We start from the raw sequence: 18,502 nt of genomic DNA on the forward strand, positions 1-18,502 counted from the left end.
GGATGATCCGTGCTACGTTCCTGGCAAGCCTAATGTTGGTTAGCGGCTGTGGTGTTGGTGCGCAGGCTCCAAAGGCAGCGCTGGAACTGACAGGCCGGGTGGTTGATCGCGCGAATTTGATTGACGAGGGACTGGAAAGCCAACTGACCGCCCGCTTGGCTCGGCTGGCGCGCGAGACAGGTGTGCAAATGGTCGTCGTCACTACCCCTTCGCTCAATGGGCAAGATATCGACACCTACAGCCTACGCCTCGCCAATGCCTGGGGCGTCGGCGACAAGAAACGGAATGACGGGCTGATGCTGCTCGTTGCGCCCAACGAGCACAAGTTGCGCATCGAAGTCGGCATAGGCCTGGAATCCGTGATGACCAATGACCTGTGTTCCGACATTATCAAAAACGCCATTCTGCCGCCATTCAGTGCAGGGGATTTGCCTGGCGGCATCGTCGCGGGAACAGACGCCATCGTTGAAGCGGTGAAAACGCGCACCGTATATCGGAAAGCGGCATGAGATTTGGGCGCAGCCTGCTGTTATTGATCGTACTGCTCGCCCTCGCGCCGTCAGCGCAGGCGCAGAGCTTCCCCAAGTTCAACGACAGCGGCGTAATCGACGCCGCCAACCTCCTCGACCCCGCGCAGGAACAGGCGCTCAGCCAGAAACTCATCGCGCAGAAGCGGGCGAGCGGACGCGCGCTGGTGGTCGCGACCATCCCCGACCTTCAGGGCTATGACATATCCGATTATGGCTATCGCCTCGGCCGCGCCTGGGGCATCGGCGACAAGCAGGACCAGGGCGCGCTCCTGATCGTCGCGCCCGCCGACCGGAAGATCCGCATCGAGGTCGGCTACGGCCTCGAAGGCATCCTCACCGACGCGCTCTCATCCCAGATCATCCGCCGCGACATCACCCCGCGCTTCAAGGCGGGCGACATGGCCGGCGGCATCAACGCCGGCGTCGACTCGCTCTCCAACCTCCTCGCCCTCCCCCCCGACGAAGCCCGCGCCCAGGCCGCGAAGGCGGAAGCGGACGCGCGGCGGCAGGATGATGGCGGCGGCGGCATCATCGCTTTCTGGATCATCCTGTTCGTCGTGTTCTTCGTCGCGCTGCCTTTGCTGTCGCGGATGCGCGGCGGGCGGCGCTATCGCAGCGGTGGCATCGGCGCGCCACCAATCATCATCTGGGGACCGGGCAACGGCTCAGGCTGGGGATCGGGCGGCGACTGGGGCGGCAGCGACGGCGGCGGCTTTTCCGGTGGCGGCTTTTCGGGCGGCGGCAGCTTCGGCGGCGGCGGCGCATCGGGGGACTGGTGATGCAGATACATTTGTCGCAGGCCGACCACAAACTCGTCTCCGCCGCCGTGGCGCAGGCCGAAGCGCAGACCTCGGGCGAGATCGTCACCATCGTCGCCCGCCGCTCCGACGCCTATCATGATGTGGGGTTGAGCTGGGCGGCAGCGGCGGTGTTCGTCGCGCTCGCCTTCGCCGCCGGCTTCCCGGCCCATCTGCGCGCCTTCCTCTCGGCGCTGCTGCTCGACTGGGAGCATGAGCTGGCCGACTGGAAGCTGCTCATGGGCCTTCTCGCCCTCTTGATCGCCAAATTCCTGGTCGTGCGCTACCTGCTCGCGATCATGCCCTTGCGGATGCTGGTCACGCCCAAAGCAACCAAGGCCCGCCGCGTGCGCCGCCGCGCCATCCTCCTCTTCCGCACCGCCGCCGAGGCGCGCACCAAGGGCCGCACCGGCGTCCTCCTCTACCTCAGCCTCGACGAGCATCGCGCCGAACTGGTCGCCGACCGCGCCATCAACGAAAAGGTGGCGCCGGAAGTCTGGGGCGACGCCATGGCCGCGCTGATCGCCGCGATCCGCGACGGCCGCCCCGGCGAAGGGCTCGCCGAAGCCGTGCGCCGCGTCGGCCTCGTCCTCGCCCAGCATTTCCCGCGCGCCGACGACGACGTCAACGAACTTCCCGACAGGCTGATCGAACTATGACCGACCCCGATCGCGACGCGCCCGAAGAGACAATGTGGGCGGGCCGCTTCATCGCCGCCAAGACACGCGGCAAATGGGAATATGTCAGCCGCACGCGCGGCATCCACGCCGCCGTCATCCTCGCGATCGACGAGGATGCGGAGGGGCGCCACGTCCTGCTGGTCGACCAATATCGCGTGCCGCTGGGCCGCCGCTGCATAGAACTCCCCGCCGGGCTAGTAGGCGACGAGGAGGAGGGCGAGGACGCCTCGCTGGCCGCCGCGCGCGAACTGGAGGAGGAAACCGGCTACCGCCCCGACCGGCTGGAAAAGCTCGGCGAGTTCTTCAGCTCCCCCGGCATGGTCTCCGAAGGCTTCACCCTCTTCAGCGCCCACGACCTGACGAGAACCGGCGCAGGCGGCGGCGTCGCGGGCGAAGACATTGTGGTGCATCGCGTGCCTTTGGCGGACCTCCCGGAGCGCCTAGCCGCCTGGCGATCGGAGGGCTATGCGATGGACGTGAAACTGCTGGTCCTTCTGGGCGCGGACATGGTGAGGTAGCGGGCGGGCAGACCGATTGCTCCCACCGTCATCCCAGCGAATGCTGGGATCCCGCTTTTCTTTCAGCCGCCGCGCGCAAGAAAGAGAGATGCCAGCCTACGCTGGCATGACGGAGTTGAGCAGACCTCAAAATTAGCTGTCGCGCAGTCGCTTTGACATGCGATACCTCGATTGGCACATACATCTATCAGCAACGGCGAGATGCAGATGCGAGGCTGGCCTAAAACCTCATTGCCGCTTTCATGCCTTTTGCTGCTTTCTTGTGGTCAATCGACGAGAATATCGGCTTTAGAGCCGAGTGCCCCTAGGTGGGATAGAAGCCTAGATGACGTGTGCGAAATGGTATCACCCGTCAGACAAAAAGGCACGACTATCTCGGGTGAATTTTCGTTGGATGCGGAAGGAGAATTCCCTACCCGGCTGATCGTAGACGGAAAGCGTTACTTGGTTATATTTAGTAACGAATTTTATGACCCATCAACAGCAATGCAGAATTATGAGAATTTAAGCTCTTCGCCCCTTAGAAGCGCCATGAAAGGCATTGTTTACAATGGGAAAATAATCTGCAAAAATTTCGCTCCCTCCGACGGCGCTATCTTTGTTCTGAATATCGGCGAACCGGCCATTCACTGACGACAACAAACGGCAATTTCTGATCGCTTCCCCGTCCTCCCCTGTAAGGGGAGGGGGACCGCCGCGAAGCGGTGGTGGAGGGGTGTCACCCCCTCGATAGCAGGACACCCCTCCGTCTGGCCTGCGGCCAGCCACCTCCCCTGCAAGGGGAGGATGATAGAGCCCCCCTCACGGCACCCGATACCACCCCGCCACCCGATCGAGCGCCAGCGTCAGCACCAGCTTCCCCGCGCGGCTCGGCCAGCCCAGCGCCTTTTCCGCCGCGACCAGCCCCTCGCCCGCGCACACCACGCGCCACAATATGTCGGCCAGGCCCGGCCCCGCCGCCCGCACCGCCCCGTCGAACCGCTCGCGCGCCGCCATCTGCATCAGCGTCGGATCACCGCGCCCGCCCCCGCCGCGCCGCCCGCCCTCGCGCGGGGCCGCGTCCCAGCGCATCGTCACCCGCGCGCCCAGCCCCGCTCTCTCCCAATCCTGCCGCAGCATGTCGCCCGCCGCGCATTGCCGGTCGCTCACATGGCCGCGCGCATGGAGCCAGGACAAAGGCGATTCGCCCGGATTGACCAGCACCGTCTGTGCGCGGCCCATCGGGTCTTCGATCACCTGCTCGATCAGCGTCACACCCATAATTGCGCCTCCATCACCCAACCGGACAGCAATCCCCTTGCCATGCCGGCTAAACTGTAGGAAAGCGGAAAACCAAATAGGTTACACGACCGAGGCAAGAATGATTACCCGTATCCGCGAAGTCCGCAAGGCGAAGGGGCTGACGCTGGAACAAGTCGGCGCCCTCTGCGACCCGCCCACGACGGCGCAGACGATCGGCCGGCTCGAAACCGGCACCCGTACCGTATCGGTCAAATGGCTGAACCGCATCGCGCTCGCGCTAGGCGTCACCAGCGCGGAACTGGTCGCGCTGCCCGGCCAGGCCGATGTGCCGGTCGCGGCGCTGCTCGGCCCCGATGGCGTCCGCGCGCCGACCCGCTCGCTCGCCTTCCCCGCGCCCGTCGGGTCCGATGGCATGGTCGGCGTCCATGTCGCCGCCAGCATCGGCGACTATCGCAGCGGCGACGCGATCTGGTGCCGCCGCATCGCCCCGCCCGAATTCGCCGCCGCGCTCAACCGCGACATCCTTTTCCCCCGCCCCGCCGGCCGCTTCCTCTTCGGCCGGCTGATCGGGCGAGAGGGCGACCGGCTCCAGATGCTCCCGCTGGGCGCGGGCGCGCGGCAGCTCGTCCTCACCGATCCGCCATGGGCCGCCGTCGCGGAGCAACTCGTCCGCCGCCTCTAGCCAAGCGATTTCCGCCGCTTTAACCCTGCGCTAAAGCCCGCCATGCCAGACGAGACGCCATGACGCTCAACATCCTCATGCTCTCCACGCTCTTCCCGGACCTGAGCCGCCCCAATTTCGGCGTGTTCGTGGAGCGGCAGGCGCGCGAACTGGCGAGCCGCCCGGAGGCCGACGTGACCGTCATCGCGCCCGTCGGCCTGCCGCCCTGGCCGCTCAGCCTCGCCGGCCGCTACGCCCCCTTGCGCGCCCTGCCGCGCAAGGAGCGCTGGCGCGAACTCACCGTCTATCGCCCCACCTTCCCGATCATCCCCAAAATCGGCGGCCGCACCAACGTCACCACCATGACCCGCGCGATCCTGCCGCTGGTGAAGCGCCTCCACGCGCAAAAGCCCTTCGACGTCATCGACGCCAGCTTCTTCTTTCCCGACGGCCCGGTGGCGCAGAGCCTGTCGAAAGCGCTCGGCATCCCCTATTCGGTCAAGGCGCGCGGCGCGGACATCCATCATTGGGGCACGCAGCGCGGCACCCGCTCGCTGGTGCGGCGGGCAGCGGACGGCGCGGCCGGGCTGCTCGCCGTGTCGGACGCGATGCGCCGCTCGATGGCGCGCATGGGCATCGACGCCGACAAGATCCGCGTCCATTATACCGGGGTCGATCTCGACACGTTCGAGATCATCGACCGCGACGAAGCGAAGGCCGCGCTCGGCTTTTCCGGCCCGGTGATATTGTGCGTCGGCGCGCTCATCCCGCGCAAGGGGCAGGATCTGCTGGTCCGCGCGCTCGCCGACCTGCCCGACGCAACCCTGCTGCTCGCCGGCCAGGGCGCGTATCGCCGCACGCTCGAACAATTGGCGCAGCAGCTCGGCGTCGAGCGGCGCATCGGCTTTCTCGGCTCGGTCCCGCACCACAAGCTGCCCCGCATCTTCGCCGCCGCCGATGTGATGGCGCTGCCCTCCGAATCGGAAGGTCTGGCGAACGCCTGGGTCGAATCGCTCGCCTGCGGCACCCCGCTCGTCATTTCCGACGTCGGCGGCGCGCGCGAACTGATGGACCGCCCCGAAGCCGGCCTGATCGTCGATCGCACGCCCGAAGCCATAGCCGAGGGGATCCGCACGATCCTCGCCAACCCGCCCGATCGGCAGGCCGTGCGGCGGGCAGCGCTGCGCTTCACCTGGGCCGCCAATGGCGACACGCTGCTGGCCCATCTTCAGGGGATTTCGGCCGCCCGCTGACTGACCATCTTGTTCCCCGGCGAAAGCCGGGGTCCAGGGTTCAAGGCGCCGCGTGTGGGACTCTGGACCCCGGCTTCCGCCGGGGAACGGCAACCTTCAGCCTCAATCCACCCCCACCAGCCGCGCCCTGCCATCCGCCGTCATGAACCGCCCCTCATCGAACGGCACCTCACCCCAGCGCCACGGCGTCAGCTCGTCATAAGCGGGGTTGGAAATCGGCGCATGGCGCTTGAGGTTCAGCAGCCGCGCGCCGTCGTTGCGATAGGCGGTCAGCCGCACATGCTCGCGATACACCTCCGCTGCCCGGTCATAATGGAACGCGTCGCCCCAACCCATCGCCTGCGCCACCTTGCTCATCCCCCACCATGTCGGCCTTGCCTCGCCGGGCAGGTCGAACAGCCGCCTTTGCCGGCTGATGAGCCGATCCGCGCCCGTCACTGTCCCGTCTTTCTCCGCCCAGACGGGCGCTGGCAGCAGTATGCTCCACCCGTCCGCCGCCTCGTCCGCCCAGGGCGTCGACCGCACCGACAGCGCGGCCGCCCCGCGCGCCTCCGCCAGCCACGCCTCGTCGCTCTCGTCCAGATCGCCGATGCTCCACAACGCCTTGACCGCGCCGCCCCGCATCGCGTCGAGCAACGCCGCGCCACTCAAGCCCGGCCCATCCGCCATCGCCCGCGCGCCCCAGAACAGCGCGACATCAGCCAGCGCCTCGGCCGAAAAGCCGCGATGCGCCGCCAGCTGATCGCCCAGACATCCCACCTCGCGCGCGCCCATGGCGTTGGACAGTGCCGGCACCCCGAACGGCGCAGCCCCCGCCCGCCCGATCCGCCCGGTCGCCAGATGCAGGTTGACGACCGCCCCCGCCAGCGCCGCGTCGTCGTCAGGATAGAGCGTCACCGCCCGCGCCCGCCCCGTCCACAAATCGTAAAAGGCGCGTAGTTCCGCAGGATTAACCCCGCACGCCCGCGCCACCGACCAGAGATCATGCCCCGGCCTGAGCGCACCCAGCGCCGTCTCCAATATCTGCACATGCGCCGCATTAGCATATCCCGCTTCCCACGCATGGAGCAAAAGCCCCCCCACCAGCCGCGCCGCCGTCCCCTCGCAAACCGCCAAACAGCTGTCCCACTCGCTGTTCGCTTTAGGCTCCCCGCCCAGCGCGACGACCACCGCGCCCGCCTCCCGCGCCGCCGCCACCCGGTCCATCAGCACCGGATGCCGCGCGGCAATCCGCGAGTCGGCCAGCAGGATGATCTCCGCCCGGTCGATATCCTCGAAGGCGCCGGGCATCACATCCTCGCCGAACGCCGCCCGCTGCACCGCCGCCCCCGCGCCGATCCCCGGCGCATGGATATGGGCCGACCCGAAAAAGCCCTTCATCAGCTTGTTGGCGACGTAGTAATCCTCGGTCAGCAGCCCGCCGCCGACATGCAGCGCCACCGATCCCGGCCCATGCCGCGCCAGCACCGCCGTCAGCCGCTGCGCCAGCTGCGCCGCCGCCCGATCCCAGCGTGTCGCCCGCCCCTGCGCCATCGGCCGCAACAGCCGCCCGTCCAGCGCCGCCTCCCGCTCCAGCCGCTTGACGCGCGGGCACAGCAGCCCGCCATTGGCCGGATGGGTATGATCCCCGGTGATCGACAGCGCCCGCCCCTCGCTGGTCGCGGCGCGAATGCCGCAGCCGATGCTGCACTGGCCGCACAGGCTCCGCACCACCGCCATGTCAGCGCATCCGGGAGGGATGTAGCATCATGCCCTCCCCCTAGCCCAGCCCGTCCCCCTTGCGAAGGGCCGCCGGCCACGCCAAACAGACGCCATGCTCCAGCGCCTCCTCGCGATCTTCGCCCTGTTCGCCTCGCCTGCCATGGCGGCCGAGAATAAAGCGCCGGTCGTCCTCGCCGCCGCCAGCCTTCAGGAGGCGATGACCGCCGCCGCCGACGCCTGGACCGCGCGCCGCCATCCGCGCCCGGTCCTGTCCTTCGCCGCCTCTTCCGCCCTCGCCCGCCAGATCAAGGCCGGCGCCCCCGCCGACCTGTTCGTGTCCGCCGATGAGGAATGGATGGACGATGTCGCGAAGGCCGGCCGCATCGCCCCCGGCTCCCGCGCGACACTGGCCGGCAACCGGCTGGTGCTCGTTACTCCCAGGGCCAAGCCCGTCCGGCTTCGCATCGGCCGCGCCATGCCGATCGCCCGCGCGCTCGGCGACGGTCGGCTCGCCATGGCCGATCCGGACGCGGTTCCCGCCGGCAAATATGGGAAGGCAGCGCTGACCGCGCTCGGCGTCTGGGGCCAGGTGGAGCGCCGGGTGGTGCGCGCCGATAATGTGCGCGGCGCGTTGGCGCTGGTCGAGCGCGGCGAAGTGCCGCTCGGCATCGTCTATGCGACCGACGCCCGCGCCAGTGGGAGCGTGACGGTGGTGGGCACCTTCCCGCCGAACAGCCACCCGCCGATCCGCTACCCCATCGCCCGCATCGCCGGCAGCCGCTCGGCCGATGCGGAGGGCTTCCGTCGCTTCCTGCTGTCCGGCGCGGGCAAGGCGATCCTCGCCCGCTACGGCTTCAGCCCACGCTGATCGCTATTTCTGGCAGGCCACGATCGCGGCGATCACCGCCAGCGTTTCCTGCGGATCGCGCACCCGCACCGTATCCAGCCCCAGTTCCTTGGCCGGATAGTCGTTGCCGCCGGGGAAGATCGCGTCGCCGATGAACATCATCGCATCGAGCGCGATCCCGCTGGCGTCGCGCAGCTTCTTGAGCCCATAGGCCTTGTCCACGCCCTCGCGCGTAATATCGATGGAGGTCGCCCCGCCCATGTTGATCGACAGTCCGGGCAGCCGCTGGCGCAGGTCCGCCTGGATGATCTTGCGCTTGGCGAAATCGGGATCCCAGCCTTCCTTGGCATGGATCGGCGCCTGCTGGCCGAGCGCCGAGAAGGTGATCTGGCTGCCCCGATCCTCGATCCGCTCGCCCCAGGTCTGCTCGGGCACGAAGCCGGTCGCTTCCAGCGACTCGTCGAACGCTTTCAGGATCGCCGCCTTCTGCGCATCATCGAACAGTTCGGCGAATACCGGCGACCAGGCGCCGTCCTTGAAGGTATAGAGCTTGGTGCCCGTGGTCGGCATCAGCCACAGCCTGGAGCGATCGGCGCGCTCGGGCAGGCGGCTCGCCACCTGCTTGTCGAACTGCGGCCAGTCCCCGCCGGAAATCACCGAAACATGGGCGACCGTCAGCAGGTCGGCCAGCGCCTCGGCCATCGGCTCGCCCAGCGGCTGCTTGCTTTCGGCCAATGTGCCGTCCAGGTCGAACGCAACAAGTTCCTTCATTCCATAGGCTCCGATAAGGGGAATTTCGATGCGACCCGGTTTGTCTGCTTTTGGCGCGATGCGGCCTTCTCTACAATCCGTTTGCGTGGCGTTTGTCAAACTGCTTCCCTGTGCGCCATGCCGGGCGCGGCCGCGCTCGCTTAGGAAGATGGTTTGACGATCGCGTGACATGGGGCCTTACCGCCGATGAATGGATCATCATCGGCCTATCCTTGAAGATCGGGCTGGCGGCGATGGCGGCGATGCTGCCCATCGCCTTCGCGCTCGCCTGGCTGCTGGCGCGGGCGCGCTTCCCCGGCAAGCTGCTGCTGGACACGCTCGTCCATCTGCCGCTGGTGGTGCCCCCGGTCGTCACCGGCTGGCTGCTGCTCATCCTGTTCGGCGCGCAGGGGCCGATCGGGCGATGGCTGGCCGACTGGTTCGGCATCACCCTGCTGTTCCGCTGGACCGGCGCGGCGCTCGCTTCCGCGATCATGGCGCTGCCGCTGATGGTGCGCGCGATGCGCCTCTCGATCGCCGCCATCGACCGCCGGCTGGAGCAAGCCGCGCAGACATTGGGTGCATCGCGCGCCCGCATCTTCTTCACCATCTCCCTGCCGCTCGCCTTGCCCGGCATCTTCGCCGGCGCGATGCTGGGCTTCGCCCGCTCGATCGGGGAGTTCGGCGCGACCATCACCTTCGTCTCCGACATACCGGGCGAAACCCGCACCCTGCCGATCGCCATCCATTCCGCCCTGCAACTGCCTGGTGGCGAACCGATGGTGCTGCGCCTCGCCTTGCTGTCGATCGCCCTCTCTTTCGCCGCGCTGCTGCTTTCGGAACTGCTGGCGCGCCGCGCCCAGCCGGCGGAGCGCGCCGATGGCCTTTGACATTGACCTGCGGCTGACGCGCGGCACGCGGACGATCGGCTGCACCGTGCGGTCGGACAGCGGCATCATCGCCCTGTTCGGCCCCTCGGGCGTGGGCAAGACCTCCACCCTGCACATGCTCGCCGGGCTGCTCCGCCCCGAAAGCGGTCATATCCATATCGGCGGCGAGACGCTGTTCGACAGCATGGCCGGCATCGACCTGCCCCCCGCTCGCCGCCGCTGCGGCTATGTGTTCCAGGAGCCGCGCCTCTTCCCGCACATGAAAGTCCGCGCCAACCTCCGCTACGGCCGCTCGGCTGGCGATCGGGAAGGCGGCGTCCATGGCCTGAGCCAACAGGCGCTCATCGACCTGCTCGGCATCGCCCCGCTGCTCGACCGCTGGCCCGCTTCGCTCTCGGGCGGCGAAGCGCAGCGCGTCGCGATCGGCCGCGCTTTATTGTCCGATCCCCGCTTCCTGCTGCTGGACGAGCCCGTCTCCTCGATCGACGACGCGCGCCGGCAGGAGATATTGGCGATGATAGCCCGCCTCCATGCGCTCACCGCCATCCCGATCGTCTATGTCAGCCACGACCGGCGCGAACTCGACTATCTGGGCGGCGAGGTCATCGCTCTCGAATGACGGTTCAGGCTAAAGTGCCTTGATCGCAACCTGTAGTGTCTTGTTCCCCGGCGCCGGCCGGGGTCCAGTTCAGAGGTCGGGACTGGACCCCGGCCTGCGCCGGGGAACAGTGTGATGCCCCGCTACCGGCGTGCTTCTATCAGACCGTAGCGACCAGCACATCGGCGGCGGCATCGACCGTCACCGCGGCCTCGCCCTCGATCAGCCAGCATTGATGCGCTTCCCAAGCCGCGCCGTCGATCGTGCCCGCGCCGCTCAGCGGGATGAACCAGCCCTGCCCCGCGCGCAGCGTCTCGCCCTGCCCCGCATCCCAATGCCGCATGTCGAGCGCAAACGGCGCCTCGCCTCGCTCCAGCATCACCGCGTCGCCGCCGGTCGGGATGACCCGCTCCGCCATCGGATAGGGCCGCGCCTGCGACACCGCGACACCCGCGTCCAGATGCAGTTCGCGCGGCCGGCCATAGTCGAACAAGCGATAGGTCACGTCATTGTTGATCTGCACCTCGACCAGGGTCACGCCCGCCCCGATCGCATGGACTGTGCCCGCCGGGATATAGAAGAAACTGCCCGGCTGCACCGGCTTCCAGTCCATCAGCGCTTCGAGCGACCCGTCCAGCGCCGACGCCCGCAGCGCCTCCCCGTCCAGTTCGCGCGTCGTGCCGATGCCCAAGGTCGCGCCGGGCTCAGCGTCCAATATATACCAGCACTCATTCTTGCCCCCCGGCAGACCGGCGTCATGGGCCTGTTCGTCGGTTGGATGCACCTGGATCGACAGCTTCTCGCTGGTGAAGATATATTTGACCAGCAAAGGCGGCCGCCGCCCCTCCGGCCCATCGAACCAGATTTCCCCGACCTGTTCGCCCGCGGGATTAGGGAAAGCCCCGATGTCGGTCCGCCCCCAGGGCTTCACCACCTGCTTGGTATCGAGCCGCACTGCGCCCACAGCCTGCCTCCTGTCTCTAGTCCGCCGCTTTGGTGCCGCCGCCAGCCGGCTCGCGGTTGAAGGCGATCTGGCTCAAGCCGCCGATGCTCATCGCTTCGATGAAATTGGCCCGCGCAATCAGATCGTCCGCATGGCAGAAATAGAAACCGCCCACGCCGATCGCGATGGTGCGCGTATCGTTGCCGTCGGTGATCTTGCCGAGGTCGGCCGGATTGACGCTGCGGAACCGGATATGGAATCCCTCGACCGGTGCGATCTCGGGAATGTCGAGCGCGACCCATTGAAACTCGCCCGCCGCCAGCGTGCCCTCAACGAACAGCCCGGCCGCCGGCGCGGAGATTTCAAAGCGGGTCGGTTCGCCCGGCGGCGCATGAAGGCGCACGAAACCGCGCACCGGCCCCTTCTGATCGACAAAGCGCAGCGCAATGTCGCCACCCTCGCCCTTGGTCCAGCAGCCCCATGGCTCCATCCACCACCAGCCGGTGCCGCTGCGATAGATTTCGGCAGAGCCCGATCCGCGCCAGATACGCTGAGCGACGCTGCGGCCGATCGGATAATAGGCGCCGAACCGAACGGGCGCGATGCGCTCGACCATCTCCCCGTCATTGCCCGGCGTCGGCGCGGGCGTGCGCTTGACGAAGCTCTCGATCTCGCGGCCGATCTGGTCGGCGATATCTTGCCATTTGCGCGGACGGAACTCGGCCCTGATCTTCTCCTCCAGCCGCGCCCGCTCGGCATCGTCGAACATCAGCATCTCGGCCTTCTCGGTCAGCTGTGCGATGGAGCCGGACTTGTAATAGACCGCAAATGGCCCGCCCGCTTCGGGTAGCGATGAATTGTCCGGCAGCAAAGGCACCTTGCCGTAACAGAGCGATTCGGTGACCGGCAGGCCCCAGCCCTCATAATGGCTGGGATAAAGGGTGAAGCGGCATGTGCTGTAGAGCAGGCCCAGTTCCTCGTCGGACAGGCCCGACAGGATGATGACACGCGAGCGCAAATGCGGCGACGCTTCGATCTGCGCATAGACTGCATCGTCCAGCCAGCCACGCTTGCCCACGCACACCAGCTTGGGCACGCGGCCAATGCCATGCTTGTCGATCAGCGCCAGCCATGCCTCAAAGGCGGCTGCGTGATTCTTGCGAACCTCGATCGTGGACACCATCAGCGCGAACTCGCCCGGCGCAAGCTGCCATTCACGCAGCTTGCGTAGCGGGGCAAGCTGCTGATCGGGATCGCGGAACTGTGCGTCGAGCGGGATCACCGCGACATCCTGCGAGTCCATCTCGTGCCCCAATATGCCCGCAACCTTCAGCAGGTCGCGCTTGGTGGCATTGCTGTTGACCAGGAAGAAGTCGGCGTGATGGAACACCCCCAGCACCCATTCGATAAATTCCTGCGTCAGCTCCTTGACGCAATATTGCGGGGTGATGATCGGGATAAGGTCATGTACGAACGGGATGTAGCGCACCCCGTGCGCCCGCTTGGCCTCACGCACAAACAGGAAATAGTCGCGCAGCCACCAGGACGTGCCGAGATTGACCAGGAACGCGCCGGTCTGGAACTTCAGCGGCGGCGCAAGGCTGATATCGACTTTCAGCTCGGTATAGGCGTCAATCCATTCCGGGTCGGTCCGGTCGCCGCTCTCCAACGCAAGCCGGCATAGCGTCATGAAGCCCTCGGTCGACACCTCGGTCCAGCTGCTATCCTGGTCCGAAAAGCAGCTGACCTTGACCGTGCCGGCGGGCCGGTTGCGGATGGAATCGGCGATCGTCGCGATCTGAACGCGCTGAATACCGGTCGGCAGCCGATTATGGGCGAAATATTCGATCAAATCGGATGCGTCGAACACCAGCTCATTGCCGTCCCAGTCGGCCAGCGACGGACCGGGCGAAGCGAGCTTCTCCCGTGCGGCCTGCAATGCCTGGACCTGTTCCGCTCCCAGATCCAGCGCCCGCGCCCGCGCGAGCAGCCCGTCGATCGCCGCCAGATCGCTGTCCGCCGACCGCAGCGCGCGCGAAGACTTGCGTTCGCCTTGCACGATGCCGGCCAGCGCTTGTCTTTCCATTCTGGTTCTCCGTTCGAGCCCGTTCAAAATTTCGGTCAGTGCGTCGGCATTGCCGCGATTGGCGTGATAGGCCCGCATGAAATGCTGCAACGCCTCGCCCTGCTTGTTCTGCAAGCGGGCGACCCGCCCCTGCTCGATCGCGCCTTCGCCCGAAGGATCGAGCGCCTCCGCCCTGGCATAAGCGTCCAGCGCCAGGTCATAATGCTCCAGCTGCTTGTGCATATGTCCCAGCTGAACCCAGATATGCGCCAGATGCGGCGCCTGCGTCACGGCGTCGCCGAAATGGCGGGCGGCATCCTCCCACCGCTTGGCACTACGCGCGGCATTGCCCTTCGAAATCAGCCCATGGACCATTGCCGATACCGGCACGCCCGCGGACTTGTAGCGTCCCCGCGCCCGGTTGACCTTGGCGATCAGCTTGCGGAGCGCAGGCGGCGCTTTCTTCCGGGTCTTGTCACTCACGCGCTCTGTCCCCCGCGCACCGCTCAGGCGCTATGCTCGCGAACACCAGCAAGGAGCAGCCAGCCGATGCCATAGGCGACTGCGAGCGACAGGAACACCGTGAAGATCGACTTCACCGCTTTGGGATAGGTCGCTTTTTGCGGCATATTCGGTTCGACCAGCCGCACCACGAACAGTTGCTGGCGGGTCGCCTGTTCGCGAGCGGATTCCAGCGCCGCAGCTGCGGCGGCATAGCGTTTCGATTCAAACTCGCGCCGAAGCTCCAGATCCTGATAGTTGCCGAGCCGCGCCGCGATCGACCGGCTGTTGCCGACCAGGAAACCTTCCTGCGAACTGAGCTGGCCATTGATCGCCTCGGCACGGCTTTGCAGCGCCTTATATTGCGGGTTGTTGCTGCCGATCTGCGCCGCGATCGCCTCCATTTCGGCGCGCGCCATCGCTTCCTCCTTACGCAGGTCGGTGACGAGCTTCAACTGCGCCTCGGCGCTGCCCTGCGGATCGACATCCCCCTGACCACGGCGGAAGGTGGCAAGCGCCGCCTGCGCCGACTGGAGACCCTTTTCCGCGTCGGCAAGCTGGCGGCGCGCCAGCGTCTGCATCGACTCATAGGACCGCAAGTTAAGCGCATTCACCCGTTCTTCGCCCAGCGCCAGCATGGCATTGATGATGGCATAGGAGTCCGCTGGCCGGAATGCGCGAACCCGCACATTGATGATGCCGGTTTCGGAATCAAGATCGATGTTGGAGCGGCTCTTGAAATATTTCAGCAGATCTTCGTCGGTTGGATCGTCCTTTTGCAGCCGGCTGATGAAATCGGCTTCGGGACGCCTGTAGCGCTCGACCAGCTGGGTATTGCGCCGCAATGATGCGACGACATCGTGCGAGCGCATATAATCGCCAAGGGTCGATGCTTCACGCGAGGAGTCGCTGGTCCCGAAGGATTTAAGCACCGCGTCGAGGCCCCCGCTCGAATCCCGGCCGCCGCTGTTGGATCGTACCACCAGATGCGCTTCGGATTCATATTGGTCGGCGGCGATCAGTCCGAAATAAACCGCGACCAGCGATGTCGGCAGAAGGACGATCGCCAGAAAATAGCGCATGCGCCACAGATAGCGTTTCATGAACTCGGCGGTCGAAACTCTGCCGTCGTCTTCATGCACCCCCCCAGGCAGCAGTCGGGTGTCGGGCTGGGTGCTCAGACGGCCAAAGTCGGTGAGCTTATTCATTTCAATTCAACCTTCCGCCGCACGAGCTTGATCGCCAATAGTCCGACAAGCGTCAAAACCATACATATTGAACAGACATAGAGAGGATAAAAATGCTGGTCAGAAGCCTGTTCGAACCAGCCATAGCGCATTTCCTCGAACACCGACGCCATCGGCCAATAGGCGATCAGGCCATGGAACCTGTCCGGGAACCAATCGACCATGAAGAAAGCGCCGGACAAGGGCATGAGGATGTAGCTGATGGGGTGGATGAACTTCTCCACCGTTGGATTCTCGTAGCTCGCGGCGCAAACGATCATGGACAGCGAGTAGGAAAACCAGAAATACTGCAGGAAGCCGGTCAGAAAATAGATCGGCCGCGCGGGCCAATCCCCCATCTCCAGCATGATGCATAAACCCTGGAGAATGAAAAAAGCCATCAAAGACGCCACGGCTTCCAGTAACGCACGAGACATCAATATGTCGAAAACGCTCACCATCCGATGATACATCAGCGGCAGGTTGGAATCGAGCGCCTTGTCGGACCGGTTCCATATGCCGCGAAACATGATGAAGATCGTGTAGCCCAAAATGATGAAGGCGACGACGCTGATGCCCCGACCATAATGGCGCTCGTGCGAGACAAGTTTGAGCGACACGACCATGACCGCAAGCAGCATGGGTTCAAGAAACAGCCACACATAGCCCAGCCCGCGCTTGCCATAGCGGGTGTGTAACTCACGCATCAGAAGCGCGCCGATCACGCTCCCCTGGACGCGCACGCCTTCTAACAGGCTGACCGCGCTTGGTAGCTTTTTGGTGTAAACGTTGCTCATTCGATCACCGCCTCCGCATCAGCGGATACCCTGCGGCATCATGCCGCAGTGCGGTCGCTTGCACAATGCTTGACCAGATTGGGCCTTCATACGCCGGCCTGGCGCCGCTTCAGATGATCGACGATCTTCTTGACGTCCTGCGAGCGGTCGCGCGGCGCGACGAGCACGCCCTCGGCCGTCGATACGATGACGCAGTCGCGAACACCCAGCGCAGCGACCGGCGGCCCGTCGCTCACATAGATGAGGTTGCCGTCGCCGTCGATGACAAAGCCGTCGCCCCGCACGCCGTTCGCCCGCGCGTCCCGTTCGCAGATCGTCCAGAGCGCGTCCCATGATCCGACATCGGACCAGCCCATGTCGACCGGCACGACAGCGACATTGGTCGCCTTCTCCATCACCGCATGGTCGATCGATATGTCGGGGCCGGCCATGAAGGCGTCCGCATCGGGCCGCACGACCGCGCCGTCGGCGCTCGCCTTGTCCATCGCCTGGGCGCTCGCCTCCGCGACGTCCGGCGCATGGTTGCGCAGCGCCGCCAGATAGTCGCCAGCCGAAAAGAGGAACATGCCGCCGTTCCAATAATGCTGGCCGCCCTCGAAATAGGCGGTGGCGGTTTCCAGCGGCGGCTTTTCGCGAAAGCTCACGACATCATGCACATCGGCGACATCGGCAAGCGCATCTCCGCGCTCGATATAGCCATAGCCTGTCTCTGGATGCGTCGGCTGGATGCCGAACGTCACGAGCCGCCCGCCCTGCGCCGCCTTGGCCGCCGCTTCGATCGCGCGATAGAGGCTCGGCCGATCGTTGATGACATGGTCGGACGGCATCACCATCATCAGCGCATCGGGATCGTTCGCGGCGATCCAGTGCGCCGCGATTCCGACCGCCGCTGCGGTGTTGCGCGCCGCCGGCTCCAGCAGGATGGCGGCGGGTTCGACGCCGATCCCGGCGAGCGCTTCGGTGACGAGATGGCCCTGGCTCTCGCCGGACACGATGATCGGCGCGGCGAATTCCGGCCGCTCCACCACGCGCAGGATGGTTTCCTGGATCATCGACTGGTCGGTGACCACCGGCACGAACTGCTTGGGCTTGTGCGGCTGCGACAGGGGCCAGAGGCGCGTGCCGGAGCCGCCGGACAGAATGACTGGATAGATGCGCATCTTATGGTCGCTCATATATTTCCCTGAATCGGCGATCGGCCGATGCTGTTATTTTCCGCGCAGTGGCCGCCCCATTTGTCATTCCGATGACGACGCCCCTAGCCCTTGGACGGCGCCCCGCTGCGTCACCGCGTCACTGCCCGCGCCTGGATGAAGGGCGAGGTCAGCAGGTTGAAGATTTCCACCACCTTGCGCGTCTGGTTCGCCCGCGCATTGGCGACATAGATCACATCCTTGTCGTGCATCATGAACCGCTGCGAGAGGAAATAGCTCGACGGCCGCGTCATATCGAGCCGATAGACCGACGGCTTTTCCGCGTTGGGCGCGGTCGGATCCTGCTGATAGCGGAAGATGAAGATATTGGCGGGATCGGCCTGCTGCGCGTCCGGCCCGCCGGCGCGGGCCACCGCGTCGCTCAGCGACAGCCGCGCCTTCTCGAACTTGATTTCGGATACTTTGCCCGCCGCGCCGAAGACGGTGTAGCTGCGGTCGTGCTGGAGAATCTCGATCCGGTCGCCGCCCAGCAGCTGAAGGTCGGCGGCCGATCCCGGCACCAGCTGCGCCAGATAGGTCTCGCTCGTCATGCCGCCGCGCGTGAAGCGGAGGATGGCAGTGGCCTGGGTTGCCGGCTCCTTGATCCCGCCGGCCGCCGCGACCGCATCCAATATCCGCTCCCGCGCGAGCGACAGGCGCTGCCGGCCCGGGTCCGCCACCAGCCCGCCAACCGTCACGGTGTTGGTCACATTTTCGTTGACCGTCACCAGCGCCTGGGGCGCTTGCGACTTGCCCCGCAAGCCGGCGATGATGGCGCGCCGAACGTCTTCGGTGGTCCGGCCGGCGGCACGGATGCGACCGATATAGGGCAGAGTGATATAGCCGGCCTCATCGACCGTCACGCCCTGCATCGCCTGGTCCTTCACCCCGACGCTGCTGGACTGCCCGCTGCTGCCGCCGCTGCCGCTGCCGATCGTCGATGCGCTGCCGAAGAGCGACACGCCGACCTCGTAGATGTTGATCGACAGCACGTCGCCCGGCCCCAGAAGATCGACCCGGCCCGGCCGCGCGAGCTGCTCCAGCCCGGACGTCGCGGACAGTTCGGCAAGCTCGGGCGCGGGCAGCGTGTCGCTCGACACGTCGATGATGCTGAAGCCGATCTTGTCGGCCTCCGCCTTCTCGCTCTTGAACAACTGCCCTGCCGAAGGGCCGCTGCTCGGAACGCTCGAACAGGCGGTGACGAGCAGCGCCAGCAGTGATGCTGCACCGCAACGCAATAGCCCGCTCCGCGTCGCCGCGCCCGCCCGATCCATCGCGCCCATCATGTCCCTGACCTTCGCCTTTTGCAT

19 protein-coding genes are annotated in these 18,502 nt (G+C 66.1%); 10 read left to right on the forward strand and 9 right to left on the reverse strand.

Annotation, left to right across the window (positions count from 1 at the left end):
* Nucleotides 1-2: 2 nt before the first annotated feature.
* The 5 genes from V2B31_RS01750 to V2B31_RS01770 all read left to right on the forward strand — a co-directional run bounded on the left by V2B31_RS01750 (nucleotide 3) and on the right by V2B31_RS01770 (nucleotide 3,158).
* A complete protein-coding gene (locus V2B31_RS01750) occupies nucleotides 3-509 on the forward strand; it encodes a TPM domain-containing protein (protein WP_328274701.1) in 507 nt (168 codons plus the stop codon).
* Nucleotides 506-1,309, forward strand: coding sequence for a TPM domain-containing protein (locus tag V2B31_RS01755; protein WP_328274703.1), 804 nt, complete (start codon nucleotides 506-508; stop codon nucleotides 1,307-1,309). Before V2B31_RS01750 ends, V2B31_RS01755 begins: the two co-directional genes overlap by 4 nt.
* The gene (locus tag V2B31_RS01760) at nucleotides 1,309-1,986 is read left to right on the forward strand and encodes a TPM domain-containing protein (RefSeq protein ID WP_328274705.1); all 678 of its coding nucleotides are present in this window, start codon (nucleotides 1,309-1,311) and stop codon (nucleotides 1,984-1,986) included. The genes V2B31_RS01755 and V2B31_RS01760 overlap by 1 nt, the downstream gene beginning before the upstream one ends.
* Complete coding sequence (locus V2B31_RS01765; protein ID WP_328274707.1) at nucleotides 1,983-2,525, forward strand: NUDIX hydrolase; 543 nt, start codon at nucleotides 1,983-1,985, stop codon at nucleotides 2,523-2,525. Before V2B31_RS01760 ends, V2B31_RS01765 begins: the two co-directional genes overlap by 4 nt.
* A gap of 339 nt (nucleotides 2,526-2,864) precedes the next feature.
* A complete protein-coding gene (locus V2B31_RS01770; protein ID WP_328274710.1) occupies nucleotides 2,865-3,158 on the forward strand; it encodes a hypothetical protein in 294 nt (97 codons plus the stop codon).
* Between the two features lie 168 nt (nucleotides 3,159-3,326).
* On the opposite strand, the gene V2B31_RS01775 is transcribed toward V2B31_RS01770, so the two are convergent.
* Complete coding sequence (locus tag V2B31_RS01775; protein WP_328274712.1) at nucleotides 3,327-3,785, reverse strand: DUF6456 domain-containing protein; 459 nt, start codon at nucleotides 3,783-3,785, stop codon at nucleotides 3,327-3,329.
* 100 nt (nucleotides 3,786-3,885) lie between these two features.
* Between V2B31_RS01775 and V2B31_RS01780 the strand changes: the two genes are divergently transcribed.
* Both V2B31_RS01780 and V2B31_RS01785 read left to right on the forward strand, forming a co-directional pair.
* Entirely contained in the window at nucleotides 3,886-4,449 is a 564-nt protein-coding gene (locus tag V2B31_RS01780; protein ID WP_328274714.1) for a helix-turn-helix domain-containing protein, read from the forward strand.
* A 59-nt stretch (nucleotides 4,450-4,508) separates the two neighbouring features.
* The gene (locus V2B31_RS01785; RefSeq protein ID WP_328274716.1) at nucleotides 4,509-5,681 is read left to right on the forward strand and encodes a glycosyltransferase; all 1,173 of its coding nucleotides are present in this window, start codon (nucleotides 4,509-4,511) and stop codon (nucleotides 5,679-5,681) included.
* 102 nt (nucleotides 5,682-5,783) lie between these two features.
* On the opposite strand, the gene V2B31_RS01790 is transcribed toward V2B31_RS01785, so the two are convergent.
* Nucleotides 5,784-7,400 carry a molybdopterin-dependent oxidoreductase gene (locus V2B31_RS01790; RefSeq protein ID WP_328274718.1) on the reverse strand — a complete coding sequence of 539 codons (1,617 nt, stop codon included), beginning with the start codon at nucleotides 7,398-7,400 and terminating at the stop codon, nucleotides 5,784-5,786.
* 142 nt (nucleotides 7,401-7,542) lie between these two features.
* Here V2B31_RS01790 and modA point away from each other — a divergent pair, with 142 nt between their 5' ends.
* The gene (gene modA, locus V2B31_RS01795; protein WP_422247131.1) at nucleotides 7,543-8,250 is read left to right on the forward strand and encodes a molybdate ABC transporter substrate-binding protein; all 708 of its coding nucleotides are present in this window, start codon (nucleotides 7,543-7,545) and stop codon (nucleotides 8,248-8,250) included.
* Nucleotides 8,251-8,253: 3 nt separating this feature from the next.
* Here the strand turns inward: modA and V2B31_RS01800 are convergent, their stop codons facing one another.
* The gene (locus V2B31_RS01800) at nucleotides 8,254-9,000 is read right to left on the reverse strand and encodes an HAD-IIB family hydrolase (protein ID WP_328274722.1); all 747 of its coding nucleotides are present in this window, start codon (nucleotides 8,998-9,000) and stop codon (nucleotides 8,254-8,256) included.
* A gap of 164 nt (nucleotides 9,001-9,164) precedes the next feature.
* Here V2B31_RS01800 and modB point away from each other — a divergent pair, with 164 nt between their 5' ends.
* Nucleotides 9,165-9,869: a molybdate ABC transporter permease subunit gene (gene modB / locus V2B31_RS01805; protein WP_328274724.1), complete on the forward strand. Its 705-nt coding sequence runs from the start codon at nucleotides 9,165-9,167 to the stop codon at nucleotides 9,867-9,869.
* Entirely contained in the window at nucleotides 9,859-10,488 is a 630-nt protein-coding gene (locus V2B31_RS01810) for an ATP-binding cassette domain-containing protein (RefSeq protein WP_328274726.1), read from the forward strand. Before modB ends, V2B31_RS01810 begins: the two co-directional genes overlap by 11 nt.
* Before the next feature lie 139 nt (nucleotides 10,489-10,627).
* On the opposite strand, the gene V2B31_RS01815 is transcribed toward V2B31_RS01810, so the two are convergent.
* The 6 genes from V2B31_RS01815 to V2B31_RS01840 form a co-directional block, all read right to left on the reverse strand.
* Nucleotides 10,628-11,431, reverse strand: coding sequence for a class I mannose-6-phosphate isomerase (locus V2B31_RS01815; protein ID WP_328274728.1), 804 nt, complete (start codon nucleotides 11,429-11,431; stop codon nucleotides 10,628-10,630).
* Between the two features lie 16 nt (nucleotides 11,432-11,447).
* Nucleotides 11,448-13,958: a glycosyltransferase gene (locus tag V2B31_RS01820; protein ID WP_328274730.1), complete on the reverse strand. Its 2,511-nt coding sequence runs from the start codon at nucleotides 13,956-13,958 to the stop codon at nucleotides 11,448-11,450.
* A 23-nt stretch (nucleotides 13,959-13,981) separates the two neighbouring features.
* Complete coding sequence (locus tag V2B31_RS01825) at nucleotides 13,982-15,184, reverse strand: lipopolysaccharide biosynthesis protein (protein WP_328274732.1); 1,203 nt, start codon at nucleotides 15,182-15,184, stop codon at nucleotides 13,982-13,984.
* Nucleotides 15,181-15,999, reverse strand: coding sequence for an ABC transporter permease (locus V2B31_RS01830; protein WP_328274734.1), 819 nt, complete (start codon nucleotides 15,997-15,999; stop codon nucleotides 15,181-15,183). Before V2B31_RS01830 ends, V2B31_RS01825 begins: the two co-directional genes overlap by 4 nt.
* Nucleotides 16,000-16,085: 86 nt before the next feature.
* A complete protein-coding gene (locus V2B31_RS01835; protein ID WP_328274736.1) occupies nucleotides 16,086-17,174 on the reverse strand; it encodes a mannose-1-phosphate guanylyltransferase/mannose-6-phosphate isomerase in 1,089 nt (362 codons plus the stop codon).
* Between the two features lie 110 nt (nucleotides 17,175-17,284).
* Nucleotides 17,285-18,502, reverse strand: coding sequence for a polysaccharide biosynthesis/export family protein (locus tag V2B31_RS01840; RefSeq protein ID WP_328275189.1), 1,218 nt, complete (start codon nucleotides 18,500-18,502; stop codon nucleotides 17,285-17,287).

Origin of the sequence: Sphingobium sp., assembly GCF_036170395.1 — a bacterium.
Classification (GTDB): Bacteria; Pseudomonadota; Alphaproteobacteria; order Sphingomonadales; family Sphingomonadaceae; genus Sphingobium.

Excerpts from the sequence above, each read along its gene's own strand:
- V2B31_RS01750 (WP_328274701.1), top strand. The coding sequence starts at position 3 with ATGATCCGTGCTACGTTCCTGGCAAGCCTAATGTTGGTTAGCGGCTGT.
- V2B31_RS01755 (WP_328274703.1), top strand. The coding sequence starts at position 506 with ATGAGATTTGGGCGCAGCCTGCTGTTATTGATCGTACTGCTCGCCCTC.
- V2B31_RS01760 (WP_328274705.1), top strand. The coding sequence starts at position 1,309 with ATGCAGATACATTTGTCGCAGGCCGACCACAAACTCGTCTCCGCCGCC.
- V2B31_RS01765 (WP_328274707.1), top strand. The coding sequence starts at position 1,983 with ATGACCGACCCCGATCGCGACGCGCCCGAAGAGACAATGTGGGCGGGC.
- V2B31_RS01770 (WP_328274710.1), top strand. The coding sequence starts at position 2,865 with ATGGTATCACCCGTCAGACAAAAAGGCACGACTATCTCGGGTGAATTT.
- V2B31_RS01775 (WP_328274712.1), bottom strand. The coding sequence starts at position 3,785 with ATGGGTGTGACGCTGATCGAGCAGGTGATCGAAGACCCGATGGGCCGC.
- V2B31_RS01780 (WP_328274714.1), top strand. The coding sequence starts at position 3,886 with ATGATTACCCGTATCCGCGAAGTCCGCAAGGCGAAGGGGCTGACGCTG.
- V2B31_RS01785 (WP_328274716.1), top strand. The coding sequence starts at position 4,509 with ATGACGCTCAACATCCTCATGCTCTCCACGCTCTTCCCGGACCTGAGC.
- V2B31_RS01790 (WP_328274718.1), bottom strand. The coding sequence starts at position 7,400 with ATGGCGGTGGTGCGGAGCCTGTGCGGCCAGTGCAGCATCGGCTGCGGC.
- modA (WP_422247131.1), top strand. The coding sequence starts at position 7,543 with ATGGCGGCCGAGAATAAAGCGCCGGTCGTCCTCGCCGCCGCCAGCCTT.
- V2B31_RS01800 (WP_328274722.1), bottom strand. The coding sequence starts at position 9,000 with ATGAAGGAACTTGTTGCGTTCGACCTGGACGGCACATTGGCCGAAAGC.
- V2B31_RS01810 (WP_328274726.1), top strand. The coding sequence starts at position 9,859 with ATGGCCTTTGACATTGACCTGCGGCTGACGCGCGGCACGCGGACGATC.
- V2B31_RS01825 (WP_328274732.1), bottom strand. The coding sequence starts at position 15,184 with ATGAATAAGCTCACCGACTTTGGCCGTCTGAGCACCCAGCCCGACACC.
- V2B31_RS01830 (WP_328274734.1), bottom strand. The coding sequence starts at position 15,999 with ATGAGCAACGTTTACACCAAAAAGCTACCAAGCGCGGTCAGCCTGTTA.
- V2B31_RS01835 (WP_328274736.1), bottom strand. The coding sequence starts at position 17,174 with ATGAGCGACCATAAGATGCGCATCTATCCAGTCATTCTGTCCGGCGGC.
- V2B31_RS01840 (WP_328275189.1), bottom strand. The coding sequence starts at position 18,502 with ATGCAAAAGGCGAAGGTCAGGGACATGATGGGCGCGATGGATCGGGCG.